The sequence below is a fragment of the Pedobacter gandavensis genome (assembly GCF_032677645.1).
Lineage (GTDB): Bacteria > Bacteroidota > Bacteroidia > Sphingobacteriales > Sphingobacteriaceae > Pedobacter > Pedobacter gandavensis_A.
The window spans coordinates 169884-186132 of record NZ_JAVTSB010000010.1 but is presented as its reverse complement, the minus strand read 5'-3'; the positions used below and the strand labels follow the sequence as shown (position 1 = coordinate 186132).

Genomic DNA, 16249 nt, shown 5'->3' with positions numbered 1-16249 from the left:
AGTGTGCTACTTGGCAAATATGCAGTACATTAGAAGACCTAACCAAAATAAACGAGCATGCGTAAAATATCATTATCACTTATCATAGCCTTATCTTTTTTCATTCAGTTGGCCCATGGTCAACGCGCGCTGACTAAAGACGAACGGATGGCCTGGTGGCGGGAAGCCAAATTTGGGATGTTCATCCACTGGGGGGTCTATGCACAATTTGCCGGGGTGTATCAAGGCCATGAACAACGTCGCGGTGGCGCAGAATGGATCATGAACCGCTCTAAAATTCCTGTTGCTGAGTATCAGGAAATGGCAAAAAGCTTTAATCCAACGAAATACGATGCGGAGGCCTGGGTGAAAATGGCGAAAGATGCGGGTATGAAATACCTGATTATTACCGCTAAACACCATGATGGTTTCGCTTTGTTTAACTCTAAAGCCAGTAAGTGGGACATCACTGATGCGACTCCTTACGGTAAAGATTTGCTGAAACCTTTAGCAGAAGCCTGTAAGAAACAAGGTTTGAAATTAGGTTTTTACTATTCTCAGGCTCAGGACTGGAACAATCCAGGGGGATCAGCTGCACGAAAAGAAATGAGAGAAGGATGGGCAAATCCGGATTCTACAAAGATTGATGCCTATACCCTGGCCAATAAAGGACATTGGGATGCTGCGCAACAGACTAAAACTTTCGACCAGTATATTGATGAGGTCGCTGTACCACAGGTAAAAGAATTGATGACCAATTACGGAGATATCGCCGTGCTTTGGTGGGATACCCCAACAAATATGACGGATGAGGCGGCTTTGAAGCTTCAGAATGCGTTAAAATCACAACCACAAATCATTACTAATGATCGTTTGAAAAGACCGAATTTTCCTGGTGATACTAAAACTCCGGAACAAAAGATCCCTAATCAGGCAGAACTGGATGGCATGGATTGGGAAACCTGCATGACCATGAATGGTACCTGGGGATTCCGTACTGCGGATCATAAATGGAAATCATCAGAAACCCTGATCCGCAACTTAGCTGATATCAGCTCTAAAGGAGGGAATTACCTGCTGAATGTGGGCCCTAAACCTGATGGTACTTTTCCTGAGGAAAGTGTGCAAAGGTTGAGTGATATCGGTAAATGGATGAAAGTAAACAGCGAAGCGATTTATGGTACAAAAGCCAGCCCTCTAGCGCCATTAGATTGGGGTCGTTGCACAAAGAAAGAAACTAAAAACGGCACGGTACTTTATTTTTCGGTGTTCAACTGGCCTAAAGATGGGGTTTTAGTGGTTCCTGGTGTTAAAAATAAAGTAAAATCAGCGGCGCTTTTAGCGAAGGGTAAAGTGACTACGGAAAGAAAAGGTGATGACCTGTTGATCCGTGTTCCTGCGGAGGCTCCCGATGCGGTGGCTTCGGTGATCCGTGTTGAATTTGAAGGTACTGTGGATCATCAGACGACTGATCAGCCTAAAAAAGAAATGAAAACCGGTGCATTAGATTAAGCAAATGAGAACGATACTTTTCACTGTTTTTCTGTTATGGATCGCTGTTATCGGGCAGGCAAAAGATCATCGTATTGGTTCTGCAAAGGAACTGGAAGCTTTGGTATTGGCTCCCGGAGATCGGGTGTTGATGGCAGAAGGGGACTGGAAAGATCAGCATCTTGTTTTTAAAGGCAATGGGAGCAAAGCGCTTCCCATTGTTTTAATGGCTGTAAATCCTGGAAAAACGTTCCTGACCGGTAATTCTTCGCTGGTTATTGATGGTGTTTGGTTATTGGTGGATGGTTTATCTTTTGTTAATGGTTTTCTGAATGAAGGTGATGTGATCGGTTTTTCTGAACAGTCTTCCTTTTGCAGGATAACCAATACTGCTGTGGTTGATTATAACTCCCCGGATGAAAAGGTAGATTACCGTTGGCTTTCTTTAAGAGGAAATCATAACCGGGTAGACCATTGTTTTTTTAAAGGCAAGCGCCATCAAGGTGTTACGCTTATTGTCTGGCTTTCTGAAAAGCCAAATTACCACCAGATTGACCATAATTATTTTGGGCCACGTCCGGAGTTGGGTAGAAATGGTGGAGAAACGATTAGAATCGGAACGAGTACCTGGTCTTTTCATGATTCCTTTACGATCGTAGAAGAGAATGTTTTTGAGCATTGTGACGGGGAGTTAGAGGCTGTTTCCAACAAATCCTGCCGGAATATCATTAGAAACAATTTGTTCTATGAGTGCAAGGCGACGCTGACTTTAAGGCATGGGAATCATGCAGAAGTCTACGGAAACTTCTTTATTGGGAATGGGAAACCTAAAACCGGTGGGGTACGGATCATTGGGGAAGATCATATTGTGCATGATAATTACTTTCAGGATTTAACAGGAACCAGCGTTTCTGCGGCGATTTCTATCATGGCAGGATTGCCAAATCCGATATTAACGAGTCATTGGCAGGTAAAAAATGCGGTGATCAGGGACAACCTGATTCTAAATTGTAAGGAGCCTTTTGCCATTGCTGCGGGCTATAATCCAGATCGATACCTGCTTGCTTTAAACACGGTTTTTGCAAAGAATATCATTGTTTCTGATCAGTCTCCATTAAAATGGTACGATGACAAGGTTTCTGTTCTTTTTGAGGATAACCAGCTATTGAGTAAGTCTTACGCTGGTACTCCTGAAAAAGGTTTTGTATTGAAAAACGAATCGCTTAAAAAGATGGCCAATGGTTTGTATTTAAAACCTGGACAGCGGGCATTTAAACCCTTCTGGGAAAGCGGTAAAATTGGCCCTTCCTGGGCTAAGTTGACTACTTCTTTTCTGATATTGTAATCCTTTATATTATTGTTTAATAACGCGGCCTGTATCTTCGTACAAGCCGCTTTTAATATTTCCTGATTCATGAAGAAATCAATTCTTATTTTCCCCTTGCTATTTTTGGCAATCGCCGGGAAATCACAACAAGTATCACCACTTTGGTCGGATTTTGTAAAGTCAAAACAGCAGGGTAAAACTCCGGTTCTTCCTGATTTCTCTTATGCAGGGTATCATTGGTCGGAAAAGGAGCTGCCTGCTTTGACCGGGAAAAAGGTGTTCAACGTAGCCGATTATGGTGCGATTCCAAATGACGAGTTGTTTGATGATGCTTCGATACAGAAAGCTGTTAATGCAGCGGAGGCAAATCCGGGTGGAGGAATTGTTTTCTTTGCGCCGGGAAAATACCTGATCGCCCCGGATGGGGATGCTAAAAAGCAGATCAGGATTTCTAAAAGCGGGATCATTTTAAAAGGCTCAGGAAGTGGTGCCGGCGGGACTGAAATATACCAGGCAAATATGCGGATTCATGGAAGACAGTTTTTGTTTCAGCCAGCAGCTGGGGTCGGAAAGAAACTAACCACTATCGTGGCTGATGCCGGAAGGGAAACTTTTGCGGTAAATGTTCAGGATGCTTCCAAATTGAAAGTAGGGCAGGATGTGGTGATCCGACATCGGTCTGAGGAGTTTACGCGACTGTATTTTGCGCCCCTGGATTTAAAACCACAATGGTCGAGGCTATTTGGCGATAAGGGAGGAATGCAGATTTATGAGATACACACGATTGCAAAGATTGCAGGAAATCAGGTGCTGTTTAAGAACCCTGTTCACCTGGATATCAAATTGGTGAAGAGCGGAACCTGGGACATCGATAGCTATAATTCTATCTCAGAATGCGGAATTGAGGACCTTAAATTCTCCAGTAACTGGAAAAATTACCCGGAAGAGTTTGTACACCATAAGAATGAGATCCATGATTATGCGTATGAGGCAGTTGGAATGGAGTACTTAAAGGACAGCTGGATCAGGAATTGTGAGTTTCATGACCTGAATGAGGGGGTTTTTATCCGCTCTGGCTACCGGATGACGATAGAAAACACTCATTTTAGAGGGAAAAAGGGCCATGCCTCGATTCATGCACGTGCCGGATATGGGGTTTTGGTGAAGAATTGTTCCTTTAACGGGGCGCAACATCATGGTGCCGGAACCGGTTATAGTGCCGTAGGAACGGTGATTACCAACTGTACTTTGGGCGTAGATCAGAACATTGATATCCATTCCGGACAACCTTATGCAACGCTTTATGATGATATTAAAGGTGGGGTGTTTTATAATTTAGGAGGGCCTGAACCCGGATATCCACATCATGGTAAGGAGCTGGTGCTCTGGAATTTTGAGCATAAATCAGTTAAAGATCAGCATTATGATTTCTGGGATAGCTCGCGCAGAAGAAACTATACGATTGCTTTGCCAATTCTGGTTGGCTTTACTGCGGATAAAGTAGTAACTTTTGCCCATGCCGGCCTAAATGAGTCGCAAGGGAAACCGGTGCTTCCTGTCTCCTTATTTGAGGCACAACTGCAATGGAGATTAAAAGGAGTTGATCTGGCGAAAGCTAAATAGAAATTACATGGGAAAAGTATTTAAGTGCTGCTTGATATGGCTGTTGGTTTTAACTGGTTTTGAGGGCTATGCACAGTCGGCAATAAGAATTGCTTGTGTTGGGAATAGTATCACCTTTGGTTCGGGATTGAAAGACCGCGCTAAAGAATCTTATCCGGCGCAGTTACAGGCCATGCTTGGGTCGGGTTATGAGGTGCTGAATTTTGGTGTTAGCGGGGCAACCATGCTTAAAAAAGGGAACAAGCCTTATTGGAATACGCCTGAATATCAACAGGTATTGAAGAGCAATCCGAATCTGGTTTTTATCAAATTGGGGACGAATGATAGTAAGGAGCTCAACCGTGCGCAGATGGGGGCTTTTGTTGCCGATTATAAAGATATGGTTCATAGTTTTCAGGGCCTTGCTACTAAACCCAAAGTGGTTTTATTACTTCCATTGAAGGCTTTTTCGGAGACGAAATTTGGGATTTCAGGTGCTTACCTGAAAGATAGCCTGATGCCTATGGTACAAAAGATCGCTTATGAGGAGCAGTTGGAATTGCTGGATCTCTATTCCTTATTTGCGGATAAAGAGGCTTTGCTGGCGGATAAAGTCCACCCAAATGCAGCAGGTGATACCTTTATTGCGGAACGTTTAAAGTCTTTTATCCTTCAGAAAACAAAACCCGGAAAAGACCTTTCCAGGAAGATTAAAACGCCAGTGAAACGGAGTTCTTTTTATGGTTATGAGCAACTGAACTTTTCTTTTAAAGGTCGGGACGCGAAGATTGTGAGTCCGAAGCAGGTGGCCAAAGGGATGCCCTGGGTATGGCGGGCGAGGTTTTATGGCCATGAGGCACAAACGGATATCGCGATGCTGGAACGTGGTTTCCATGTGGTGTATTGCGATGTAGCCGAGTTGTATGGCAATGCCGAAGCTGTTGGGATCTGGAATGATTTTTACAGCTCCCTGCAAAAGTTGGGTTTTGCAAAGAAGGCGGTGATGGAAGGAATGAGCAGGGGCGGAGTGTATGTTTACAATTGGGCTGCGGCTAATCCGGATAAAGTGGCTTGTGTTTATGCCGATAATCCGGTGCTGGATTTAAAAAGCTGGCCTGGAGGAAAGGGTAAAGGCCCGGGAAGTAAAGGCGATTGGGCAACTGTCCTGAAAGATTATGGCTATGCCAATGATGCGGAAGCGCCTGATTTTAAAGGGAGTCCGATAGATCAGATTGCAGCCATTGTGAAAGGTAAATATCCGATGTTACACGTTTGTGGAGATATAGATGAGGTGGTGCCGATGGCAGAAAACAGCCTTCCTTTTGCAGAGAAAATTAAGGCTGCGGGCGGGGATATTCATTTGATTCATAAGCCGCAAGGCAAACATCATCCGCATAGTCTTCCCAATCCGCAACCCATTGTAGATTTTATACTGAAAGCTACCGGATATTAATTCCGGCGGCTTTGCATTGTGCAATGAATAAAGAACTTGGTTGCAGGTCTATCTGATTCTGACCTTCCCATTCTCCATCCGGTTTTCCCGGCAGGCGGCCCGATACCTTCTTGCCTTTAAGGCCAATGGCGTAGTTTTTACCAGATGCCCATGGGTTTTGGACAGCTGCCGATTCTACAGTGCAGTTCCATAAAACCTGAGTTACACCCGACCAGCCGTGTCCGCTACCCCAGTTTCCACGATCCTGTACGTTGATTTGTCCATCAGTATCGATGTTGTCATATAGCGTTCCTGTTGCCCAACGGTGGTGTGGACCGATATCTGCATGTGTATTTCTGGATGTGCAGTTGTAAAATACGTTAGGTCCGGCAGTTTTAGCCCCGGTTACGTAATCGTGACGGCCTTCGGTGGTTTCGAGGTTCATGAATAGGTTCTGTTGTCCGTTGTTGTTAAAAGAATATCTTCTGCCACCTGTAATGATCGATTTTGCATCCAGACATTTGGAGTCTTTTACTGTAATGTTTTTTGCACCGGTATTGAGACTAACCGCGGCATAAATAAAAAATCGCGCGGTGATGTTACTTACCCAGCCGTTTTCAATATCATCAAAATCGATGGCAATATTGCCATGATCTTCGTCGGTATCATTCGCATATTCAGATTCAAAAAGTATGTTTTCTACGCCAACTTCCTGTAAACGGCCTTTGTAGCTGTATTTAAAAATGGCACCGGTGCTGTATTTCTGGTCTATGGCCATCACCACCGGATTGTCGATGAAAACAGTATTTCCTTTGATTTGGGTGATTTCTCTTTCATAGCTCAGGTTGTAATCTTCCGCTGTCCATTGTTTGGTGCCTTGTCTGGCAATGATCTGATCCATTTGTATTTCCTTGATCCAGTTGGTACTGCCCGGTCTGAAAAGGATGATTTTATCTCCGGTTTTGAAGGATTTGGCATCGGTTACGTTAAAAGATTTTGCGCCGGTAGGCACATAAGTGTCGCTGATATTTACCCTGGTTTTCGGGATTTCTGTGACCTGGCCGCTGCCTTTAATTACGAGGAGGGAGCGGGAACCTTTGCCGGTAGCGATGAGTCTTGTGCCTTTGGCTGTGTTTCCTTCGCCTTTAAGTACAATGCCGTCGGATTTGATGAGTAGGCTTCCGGCAATCGGGTAATCGCCTTTTTTTAGCAGAATGGTTCCTCTATGGCCGTTTTTATCAGCGGGTAAGGCGGCAACTTCATCAATTGCCTGTTGGATCATGGCTCTGGCATCGCCTTTTATGGGGTGTAGGGTTTTGAGTGTGTTTAGAGTTGGGATTGGCGTTAGGCCATGGTGATAACCTACCAGACTGAAATCGGGGATGGTATTTCCTTGTTCGTCGGGGTGGTAGCTGATGGTTCCGTCTTTATGAATGTTGAGGAATTTCGACTTCCAGGTAGCGGTACTATTGGGGTCCTGGTTGTTGATAAAAGATAAAAGAACTGTGCTGGCCAGGAGGGCCAGCACAGTCAGGGTAAATTTGTGCTTCATTTGATGGTCCGGTTTGATTTGTGACCATGCAATAGCGCGATAATATTCTGAAATTTGATCGTTTAAATTGGCAGGGTAATCAAGAAGCCTGGCAATTATACTTTCATTCTTTGAATGCGCACGGCATTTAAGATCGCCAGTAAGGCTACCCCTACATCGGCAATCACCGCTTCCCAAAGGTTGGCTACTCCACCAGCGCCAAGAATGAGTACAATTGCTTTGACACTCATGGCGAGGATGATGTTTTGCCACACGATATTTCTGGTGAGCTTACCAATTTTTATGGCCGATACTATTTTGGAAGGCTGATCATTTTGAATCACGATATCGGCGGTTTCAATGGTGGCATCGCTACCTAATCCACCCATCGCAATTCCGGCATCTGCCAGAGCAACTACCGGTGCATCGTTTACCCCATCGCCTACAAAGGCCAGGGTTCTTCCATCGGCTTTAAGGTTTTCTACTTTAGTCACTTTGTTTTCAGGAAGCAGGTCGCCGAAGGCCTGGTCGATGCCCAAAAATGCAGCTACTTTATTTACCACGCTTTGTTTATCACCACTCAGCATGACGGTTTTAATGTTTAAAGCATGGAGGTCGGCAATGGCTTGTTTTGCGTCTTCTTTGACTTCATCGGCAATGGTGACATAGCCGGCATATTTCTGAGCTATGGCCACCACCACTACGGAATCTACGATGGCATCTATATCCGCAGGATAGGGAATATTAAACTTTTTAAGCAGCTTTGCGTTGCCTGCAAGGATTTCCTTGCCATCAACCAGCCCTTTTAAGCCGTGTCCTGCAATTTCTTCTACGTGGTTGATCTTATCCTGGTCTGGCGTAGTTCCGGCGTATTCAGCGATTGCTGTGGCAATCGGATGCGTCGATTTACTTTCAATAGCTGCGAGTAATTGTATGAATTCTTTTTCATCAATGTCAGCTTCGGTACTGACTTTCTGCACCTGGAAAACACCTTTGGTCAGGGTTCCGGTTTTGTCCATCACGACGGTATCAATTTTAGTCATGATATCGAGGAAGTTTGATCCTTTAAACAGGATTCCGTTTTTGGATGCGAGTCCGATTCCTCCGAAATAACCGAGTGGAATAGAGACCACCAGGGCACATGGACAACTGATCACCAGGAATACGAGTCCACGGTAAAACCAGTCCTGGAAATTGTAATCTGCTACAAAGAAGTAAGGAAGGGCAATCAGCAGTACGGCCAGCAGGAAAACAATTGGGGTATATACTTTGGCAAATCTGGATATGAAAAGCTGGGTCTGTGACTTTCTGGCGGTCGCATCTTGTACCATTTCCAGAATTTTGCTGAGTTTACTATCCTTGAACAGTGATTTCACCTGTACTTGTGCCAGCTGATTTAAATTGATCATTCCGGCAAATACCTGATCACCATTGTTTTTGGAATCTGGTTTACTTTCTCCGGTCAGGGCAGCGGTATTGAATATTGCTTTTTCAGAATATAGAATGCCATCCAGGGCCACTTTTTCTCCGGGTTTCACCTGAATGATTTCTTCCAGTGCTACTTCTGCCGGGGCAATTGTGATCACTTTTCCTTCACGGATGACATCGACACTGTCGGGTCTGATATCTAATAAGGCTTTAATACTTCTTTTGGCTTTATTTACGGCACTGTCCTGGAACCATTCTCCGATAGAATAGAAGACCATAACGGCTACACCTTCACTGTAGGAACCGATGGCAAAAGCACCAATTGTGGCGACACTCATCAGGAAAAATTCGTTGAAGAAATCAAATCTCAGGGCTTTTCTGAAAGCGAGTTCTAAGACATTATAACCAGCCAGGAGGTAGGCAGGAATAAATATGATCAGCTGAATAAGTGTGTTAAAGGTAATGCCAAAGCCATATTCGAGTGTCAGCATGATGATGACCACAGCGAGGGAGGTCAATAGCGGCCAGTGACTGGTCCAGGATTCCGGTTCTCCGGAACCGTGGTTATGCCCGTCGTCATCGTCATGGCTTTCCTCAGCACTGTGCGTGTGTCCTTCATGTTGATGACCGGCATGGCAATGATTGGCATGGCCGTTTTTAGGATGTTGATTCTGGTATTTTATAGCGGTTTTATCGTTTTCTTCTGTACTACAGCAGTCTTTGAGTTTCATAGATTCTGGCGTCTTGTTTATAATTAATATACAAACTTACCAGCAAAAATGATGCAATACTATTGCAAAGTTAGTATGGGATAGCCTTCGCGGGTTACCAGTGCTTTGCAGCGGGGTTAATCCGGATTGCAACGATCACAGATTCCTTTGATCACCAGATTCATTTCTTCTGAACGGAACTTTTCAGGAAGTGTCATTTGCGGGATTTTAGTGTTTGGCAAACAGAAGGTTTCCTTGCAGCTGTTGCAATAGAAATGTACATGGAGGTCCTGATGATGGTCACCATCGCATTCCTCCATGCACAAAGCATATTTTGTAGTACCTGTTCCATCATCAATGTGGTGAACCAGGCCTTTCTCTTCAAAAGTTTTCAGGGTACGGTATAAGGTGATCCTGTCGGACGGACCCATACCTTTCTCCAGATCATTCAGACTAATGGCCGCATTTTGTTGCATCAAAAAATCCAATACCAGCAATCGCATGGCAGTGGGTTTGATGTTTTTACGGTTTAGCCGTTGTTCGATGTCTTTCGTCATTTGAAGATCTTTAGGAGTTCAGCAAGTCTGTAAAGATTTGCTGAATCTCAAATTATGGTTGTAAAAATACCGGTTTTTAATGGGAGTGAGCCGTAGGAGCTGTAGATTTAGATTGCAGATAAAATGCTCCTTTAACCACTAACTTGGTGTTTGCAGGGAGTTTTTCCAGTGGGGTAATACTGATGTATCCCAGTTCTGAAACTCCGGTCACCACTTCTACCTTTTTGAAATGCGTACCGTGTTCATGTTTTTCTGCTCCTTTTGGCGTTTCTTTTTCAGCTGCTCCGGTGCTTTTTGGTGCTTCCGTTTTTTCATGTTCATCAGTTTTCGCTTCCTCTTCCACGATGAAAATATATTCTTTTCCTTCGGCCTTTACGACTGCATCAATTGGTACTGCCGGCGATTTTTCTGTGCCTACACTGATTAATCCGGTCACATACATACCTGGAATCAGGTTGGGTAATGGTTTAGTGATCACGGCATGAACAATTACGCCTTTGGTATCATCTTCAAATGATTTGTTGATCCCGATCAATACCCCTTCAATTTGCTGATTATCCTGATTGGTTAATCTGAAACTCACTTTCTGACCAATCTGTACTTTGAAAAGGTCTTTCTCATATACGAGTAAGTCGGCATGAATTTTTGAGTTGTCTACGATGTCCATTAGCGAAGTCCCCGGTTGTACAAAAGCACCGGTAGTGACCTGGATGGTTCCGATAGTTCCGGAAATAGGGGCCGTTACTGTGGTTTGAGCCGTGATATTTCCTGCGGAAACGTTTTTAGGGGAGATTCCCTGTTGTTGTAACTGACGTTCCAATGCTTTGATTTTGGAAAGCTCGGTATGATAATTTGCTTCTGCCAGCTGGAAAGATCTGCCTGTTCCGGCGTCTGCGGCTTTCAGTTGCTGCTGGCGTTTATATTCGGCATCGACAAAAGAGAAGCCGTTTTTTGCAGATAAGTAGTCTTGTTGTAGCTTAATCATTTCCTGATTTTCTACTACTGCCAGGGCTTGTCCTTTTTTTACCCTTTGTCCTTCGAGTACATTGATTTTACGAATGATCCCACCGGAAAGTAAGTTTACTTTAGCCTCATTTTGTGGTGGTACGGCCAACTGACCACTGGCTTTCACTACCGCGGTGAGGTTTTTCTCCTGAATAGTCCCGATTTCAATGCCTACCGCTTTCATTTGTTGTTCGGTCAGCTCAATTTCATCGCTATGTTCTGCCTCTTCTTCATGTACTTCGGTTGCTTCTTTTTCTGCCGGTTTCTCTTTACTGCCATTGCAGGCGATCAGGGAAGTACTTAGCAATAATGCGCAGGCCAGGCTAAGTGTTAAGTTGTTTTTATATAAGTTCATCTGATTATTCTCCTTTGATAAATGCCAATTGAATGCTGGTCTGGTTTAACTGATTTAATGTTTCGAGGTAAGTGATCTGGCTTTGAATGGCCAGGGAAATGTTTTGCACATATTCCATGTAACCAATCTCTCCAAGATCAAAAGATACCTGTGCAATACGCAATTGTTCTTTTGATTGTTTTAGACCCACACTCGTATAGTAATCCAGAATCTGTTTGTTTTTCAGGTATTCCTGAAATATTTGCTCGTATTGGATTTCGAACTCACGGGCTGTATTCTGGTAATCGTTCTCCGCGATTTGTACGGCAATTTTCTCTGCCTTCACTTTTGCGCGACCAGCACCATTAAATAGCGGCACAGCAATACCAACCTGCATACCTGCAATTCGGGTGCCTGGCGTATAACTCCGGTCTATGTTTGCGGGGTTAAATGATTTGATCACCATCTGCTGACTATAACCAAGGGTGAAATCAGGCATGGCTTTAGACTTCTGCAAGGCGATTTTCGCATTGGCAATTGCCACCTGTTGTTCCTGATAACTGAGCATTGGATTTAAGCTTCTGGAAGCTGAATCCAGTTTAACCGCAGTTAACAAGGGCAAATCTGTTGAAGCCAGAACGATTGGGTTTCTGATGTTCAGCAATTGCTGAATGCTCAGTTCCTGGATTTTCAATTCCGCCGCTGCGGCATTTTTTAAAGCCTGTACTTCCTGATATTTGTTTCTGGCGGTCATGAGTTCCAGGTTAGAAGTTTCACCGGATTTATGTCTTACTTCTGCTTTTTTAATGAAGCTGCGATAGATGCTATCCTGGAAATTCAAGACTTTTAAAGTCTGTGTATAGTACAGATAATTGAAATAAGCGGTTTTCGTATCGCGGACAATCTCTGCACGGGAATAGTTGAATGCTTTTTCCGTTAAACCGGTTTCCATCTGTAAGACCTTATTCTGGTTTTTATACAGACCTGGCCAGGAGAAAGTCTGGGTTACATTGACTGAATTGTCGTTACCACCACCACTGGTAGGATCCTGCGTAACAGAAAACTCTGTTTTTGCAGGGTCAAAGCCGGATTTTTGTAAGGCTTTCGACTGATCAATGCCCAGTTTGGCGGATTTCAGCTTTAGGTTATTGTTAACCGCCATCGCAATCATGCTGTCTAAGCTGAGTGCTTTGCTTTGTGCTTTAGCAGTATTGACACTGCTAAAACTGGTTAAACCAATTAGTCCGATAATAAACAAGCTTTTTACCATGTGATTGGGATTTAATTTATCGGTTTTTTCCTTCTTGCGGGAAAATAATAAGTATAAACAAGGGAGTACAAACAGGGTAAGGAGGGTAGCGGAAAGTAAGCCACCAATCACCACTGTGGCCAAAGGTTTTTGTACTTCGGCACCTGCACTACCAGAAAGTGCCATTGGCAGGAAGCCCAGGGAAGCCACAGCGGCAGTCATGATGACCGGGCGTAACCTCACTTTTGTACCTTCCATTACACGCTGGTAGATATCGGTCATGCCTTCTTCTTTCAATTGATTGAAATAACCGATCAATACAATTCCATTGAGTACAGCTACACCAAATAATGCGATAAAACCTACTCCGGCAGAAATACTGAAAGGCATGTCTCTAAGAATCAAGGCGAAAACACCTCCGATTGCAGAAAGAGGGATGGCCGTAAAGATTAGCAGGGTCTGACTAAAGGACTTAAAGGTCATATATAGCAAGCCCATAATCAGGATTAAGGCGATAGGAACAGCAATGGACAACCTGTCTTTTGCTTTCGTTAAGTTTTCAAACTGTCCGCCATAAGTCAGGTAATATCCGGAAGGGAGTTTTAGTTTCTTATCGAGGATGCTTTGAATTTCTGCTACAGTGCGTTCCACATCTCTGCCTTTTACGTTAAACCCAACGTAGATTCTACGTTTTCCATCTTCTCTGGAGATTTGCGCCGGCGCATTTTTTAAGGTCACACTAGCCACCTGATTTAGGGGTACTTTATTACCTGAAGGTAAAGGGATGTAAAGGTTTTCAATGCTCGAAATGTTCTCACGTAAGTCTCTTTGCAGACGAACAACCATTTCAAACCTTTTCTCTCCTTCAAAAATCACTCCTGCGGTATTACCGGCAAAAGCGGTTCTTAAAAGCGTGTTGACCTCAGAAATGCTCAGTCCGTATTGAGCGATTTTATCACGGTCGTATTCTACCACCACCTGCGGAAGACCAGTTACCTGTTCTACAAAAGGCTCGTTTACCCCTTGAACAGGCGCAATCAATTTGGCGATTTTATTGGCTTGTTGTGTTAATATGTCCAGATCTTCTCCGTAGATTTTTATGGCTACATCTTGTCTGACACCAGTCATCAGCTCATTGAAACGCATTTGCATCGGCTGTGTGATTTCTATGTTGACACCGGGTAGGATGGACAATGCTTCTTCCATCTTCTCCGACATTTCTTCTTTAGTTTTTGCGGAGGTCCATTCTTCTTTAGGCATCATGGCTACCATCATATCGCCACGTTCTACTGGCATCGGGTCTGTAGGGATTTCGGCACTACCGATACGGGTAACCACTTGTTTAACCTCAGGAAACTTATCTTTTAGTATCTTCTCGGCCTTGCCAAAAGTTTCTACGACCTGGCTTAGGGAAGTTCCCTGCGACATCGAGATTTCTACAGCAAGATCGCCTTCTTCTAATTGCGGCAGAAATTCGCCACCCATACTATTGAATACCCAGAGCGTGATGGCAAACATCAGAACGGCTGCGGCTACGGTGAGTTTCTTGAATTTTAAGACTGCTTTCAGGGCTGGCTGATAGACGCTTAACATGGCATCCATGATTTTGTCAGAGATGTTGCGTTTATGCGTTGTGTTTTTACTTAAGACTAAAGCCGCCATCATTGGGACGTAAGTCATGGATAAAATAAAAGCACCTACAATGGCGAAAACTACGGTCTGCGCCATTGGTTTAAACATTTTACCTTCAATACCAACCAATGTTAACAGGGGAAGGTATACGATCAGGATAATGATTTCACCGAAAGCAGCGCTATTTCTGATTTTTGAAGAAGCAGTATATACTTCTTCATCCATTTGCTGGTCGGTAAGTGGCAGGTTATCCTTTCCTTGATTTCTGGTGGTTAAGCGGAAGATGATGGCTTCTACAATAATCACCGCCCCATCCACAATTAGTCCGAAATCTATGGCGCCAAGGCTCATCAGGTTTCCGGAGACGCCAAAAAGGCGCATCATTGCAAATGCAAAGAGCATGGATAGTGGGATCACAGAAGCCACAATTAAGCCGGCTCTCCAGTTTCCTAATAACAAAAGCAGTACGAAAATCACGATCAGCGCACCTTCAATCAGGTTTTTCTGAACGGTACTGATGGATCTGCCTACCAATTCTGTACGGTCAATGAAAGGTTCAATGACCACTCCTTCCGGAAGGGATTTCTGAATTTGTGCAATGCGTTCTTTTACGTTTTTGATGACCTCATTGAAGTTTTCACCTTTCAGCATCAGCGTGATACCGGCTACCACTTCGCCTTCTCCGTCGCGGGTTACGGCACCATATCTGGTGGCAGAGCCAAATTGTACAGTAGCAACATCGCGGATGAGTATTGGTACACCACCCATGTTTTTTACGACAATCTTTTCAATATCCGACAGGCTTTTTACCTGTCCGACGCCACGAATGGTATAAGAATTACTTTGTTGTTCGATATAGGAACCTCCGGTATTTTCATTGTTGTTTTCTAAAGCTTTATAGATGTCAGCAATGGTAATATTGAGGGAGTTTAGTTTGTCGTTATCGAGGGCGATTTCGTATTGTTTTACATAGCCACCCCAGCCACTTACTTCGGCTACACCTTTGGTGCCGGCAAGCTGTGTTCTAACCACCCAGTCTTGTAAAGTGCGGAGGTCGGTAGCGTTATATTTCTTTTCATAGCCTTTTTTGGTATGGAGTACATACTGGTAAATTTCGCCTAAACCGGTGGTAATCGGGGCTAGTCTAGGTTCTGCCAGTCCTTTTGGGATATTGGCTTCTGCTTCTTTCAGTTGGGCACTCACTTGCTGGCGTGCCCAGTAAATATCAGTATCGTCTTCAAAAACGATGGTGATCACCGAGATTCCGGATCTGGAGATGGAACGTTTTTCGATGACCTGAGGGATATTGGCCATGGCCAGTTCGATAGGAGCGGTGATAAACTGCTCTACTTCCTGTGCGCCTAAACTTGGCGCCTGAGTCATGATTTGTACCTGGTTGTTCGTGATGTCGGGTACGGCATCAATGGGTAATCTGGTTAGGGAGTAAATACCCCAGATGACCAGGGCAAGTGTCATTAAACCAATGGCCAGTTTATTCTTTATAGAGAATAAAATAATCTTATCAAACATAAGGTTTTGTCTTGTTGCTAAAAATAATCAATACATGGATTCATCATCGTTGATGAAATGGTGTGGATTATCCTAACTGAGGCGGTTGCCAGATATCGCCGGCAAAGACAATAAGTGGAGCAGCAGGAAGCTCAGGGTAGCTGACTTCTTTTTTAGAAAATACGGAGGGATTGATGAAATTGCCCGGGCTGGCGATTGCAAAAGCCTGGCAAGTACTGCAATGGAAGAAAGGAGAACAGGTATGTGGGCCCGGGTCCTGATCACAAGGGATCTGTTGTACTTCGCTGATATGCGTTTGTTCGGTACTGATTTCAGCTTCATCGTCGCAGCATGGCCATACAGAAAGGGCCATGATGACAATCGTAAATATATAAGCTAAATACCTCACCCCACAAACTTATAGATTTTTTTAAAATACTGGTGATCTTTTTGAAGTTTTTTT

At 44.0% G+C, this 16249-nt stretch carries 10 protein-coding genes; 4 read left to right on the top strand and 6 right to left on the bottom strand.

Annotated elements, in window-relative coordinates; translation table 11 throughout:
• Nucleotides 1-57: 57 nt before the first annotated feature.
• From R2Q66_RS17505 to R2Q66_RS17490, 4 genes are all read left to right on the top strand, one after another.
• The gene (locus tag R2Q66_RS17505) at nucleotides 58-1491 is read left to right on the top strand and encodes an alpha-L-fucosidase (RefSeq protein ID WP_316751383.1); all 1434 of its coding nucleotides are present in this window, start codon (nucleotides 58-60) and stop codon (nucleotides 1489-1491) included.
• Between the two features lie 4 nt (nucleotides 1492-1495).
• Nucleotides 1496-2815 carry a polysaccharide lyase 6 family protein gene (locus R2Q66_RS17500; RefSeq protein ID WP_316751381.1) on the top strand — a complete coding sequence of 440 codons (1320 nt, stop codon included), beginning with the start codon at nucleotides 1496-1498 and terminating at the stop codon, nucleotides 2813-2815.
• 69 nt (nucleotides 2816-2884) lie between these two features.
• On the top strand, nucleotides 2885-4420 hold the full coding sequence (locus R2Q66_RS17495) for a DUF4955 domain-containing protein (protein WP_316751378.1): 1536 nt from the start codon (nucleotides 2885-2887) through the stop codon (nucleotides 4418-4420).
• 7 nt (nucleotides 4421-4427) lie between these two features.
• Nucleotides 4428-5852, top strand: coding sequence for a GDSL-type esterase/lipase family protein (locus R2Q66_RS17490; protein WP_316751376.1), 1425 nt, complete (start codon nucleotides 4428-4430; stop codon nucleotides 5850-5852).
• On the opposite strand, the gene R2Q66_RS17485 is transcribed toward R2Q66_RS17490, so the two are convergent.
• The 6 genes from R2Q66_RS17485 to R2Q66_RS17460 form a co-directional block, all read right to left on the bottom strand.
• A complete protein-coding gene (locus tag R2Q66_RS17485) occupies nucleotides 5839-7383 on the bottom strand; it encodes a hypothetical protein (RefSeq protein WP_316751375.1) in 1545 nt (514 codons plus the stop codon). The genes R2Q66_RS17490 and R2Q66_RS17485 overlap by 14 nt on opposite strands.
• A 95-nt stretch (nucleotides 7384-7478) precedes the next feature.
• Nucleotides 7479-9521, bottom strand: a complete 2043-nt coding sequence (locus R2Q66_RS17480; protein WP_316751373.1) for a heavy metal translocating P-type ATPase — start codon at nucleotides 9519-9521, stop codon at nucleotides 7479-7481.
• 116 nt (nucleotides 9522-9637) lie between these two features.
• Nucleotides 9638-10057: a Fur family transcriptional regulator gene (locus tag R2Q66_RS17475; protein ID WP_316751371.1), complete on the bottom strand. Its 420-nt coding sequence runs from the start codon at nucleotides 10055-10057 to the stop codon at nucleotides 9638-9640.
• A 76-nt stretch (nucleotides 10058-10133) separates the two neighbouring features.
• Entirely contained in the window at nucleotides 10134-11417 is a 1284-nt protein-coding gene (locus tag R2Q66_RS17470; protein ID WP_316751369.1) for an efflux RND transporter periplasmic adaptor subunit, read from the bottom strand.
• A gap of 4 nt (nucleotides 11418-11421) precedes the next feature.
• Nucleotides 11422-15807, bottom strand: a complete 4386-nt coding sequence (locus R2Q66_RS17465; RefSeq protein WP_316751366.1) for a CusA/CzcA family heavy metal efflux RND transporter — start codon at nucleotides 15805-15807, stop codon at nucleotides 11422-11424.
• A gap of 67 nt (nucleotides 15808-15874) precedes the next feature.
• Nucleotides 15875-16195, bottom strand: coding sequence for a DUF6660 family protein (locus R2Q66_RS17460; protein ID WP_316751365.1), 321 nt, complete (start codon nucleotides 16193-16195; stop codon nucleotides 15875-15877).
• Nucleotides 16196-16249 lie beyond the last annotated feature (54 nt).

Coding starts and splice junctions, on each gene's coding strand:
- R2Q66_RS17505 (WP_316751383.1), top strand. CDS start 58: ATGCGTAAAATATCATTATCACTTATCATAGCCTTATCTTTTTTCATT.
- R2Q66_RS17500 (WP_316751381.1), top strand. CDS start 1,496: ATGAGAACGATACTTTTCACTGTTTTTCTGTTATGGATCGCTGTTATC.
- R2Q66_RS17495 (WP_316751378.1), top strand. CDS start 2,885: ATGAAGAAATCAATTCTTATTTTCCCCTTGCTATTTTTGGCAATCGCC.
- R2Q66_RS17490 (WP_316751376.1), top strand. CDS start 4,428: ATGGGAAAAGTATTTAAGTGCTGCTTGATATGGCTGTTGGTTTTAACT.
- R2Q66_RS17485 (WP_316751375.1), bottom strand. CDS start 7,383: ATGAAGCACAAATTTACCCTGACTGTGCTGGCCCTCCTGGCCAGCACA.
- R2Q66_RS17480 (WP_316751373.1), bottom strand. CDS start 9,521: ATGAAACTCAAAGACTGCTGTAGTACAGAAGAAAACGATAAAACCGCT.
- R2Q66_RS17475 (WP_316751371.1), bottom strand. CDS start 10,057: ATGACGAAAGACATCGAACAACGGCTAAACCGTAAAAACATCAAACCC.
- R2Q66_RS17470 (WP_316751369.1), bottom strand. CDS start 11,417: ATGAACTTATATAAAAACAACTTAACACTTAGCCTGGCCTGCGCATTA.
- R2Q66_RS17465 (WP_316751366.1), bottom strand. CDS start 15,807: ATGTTTGATAAGATTATTTTATTCTCTATAAAGAATAAACTGGCCATT.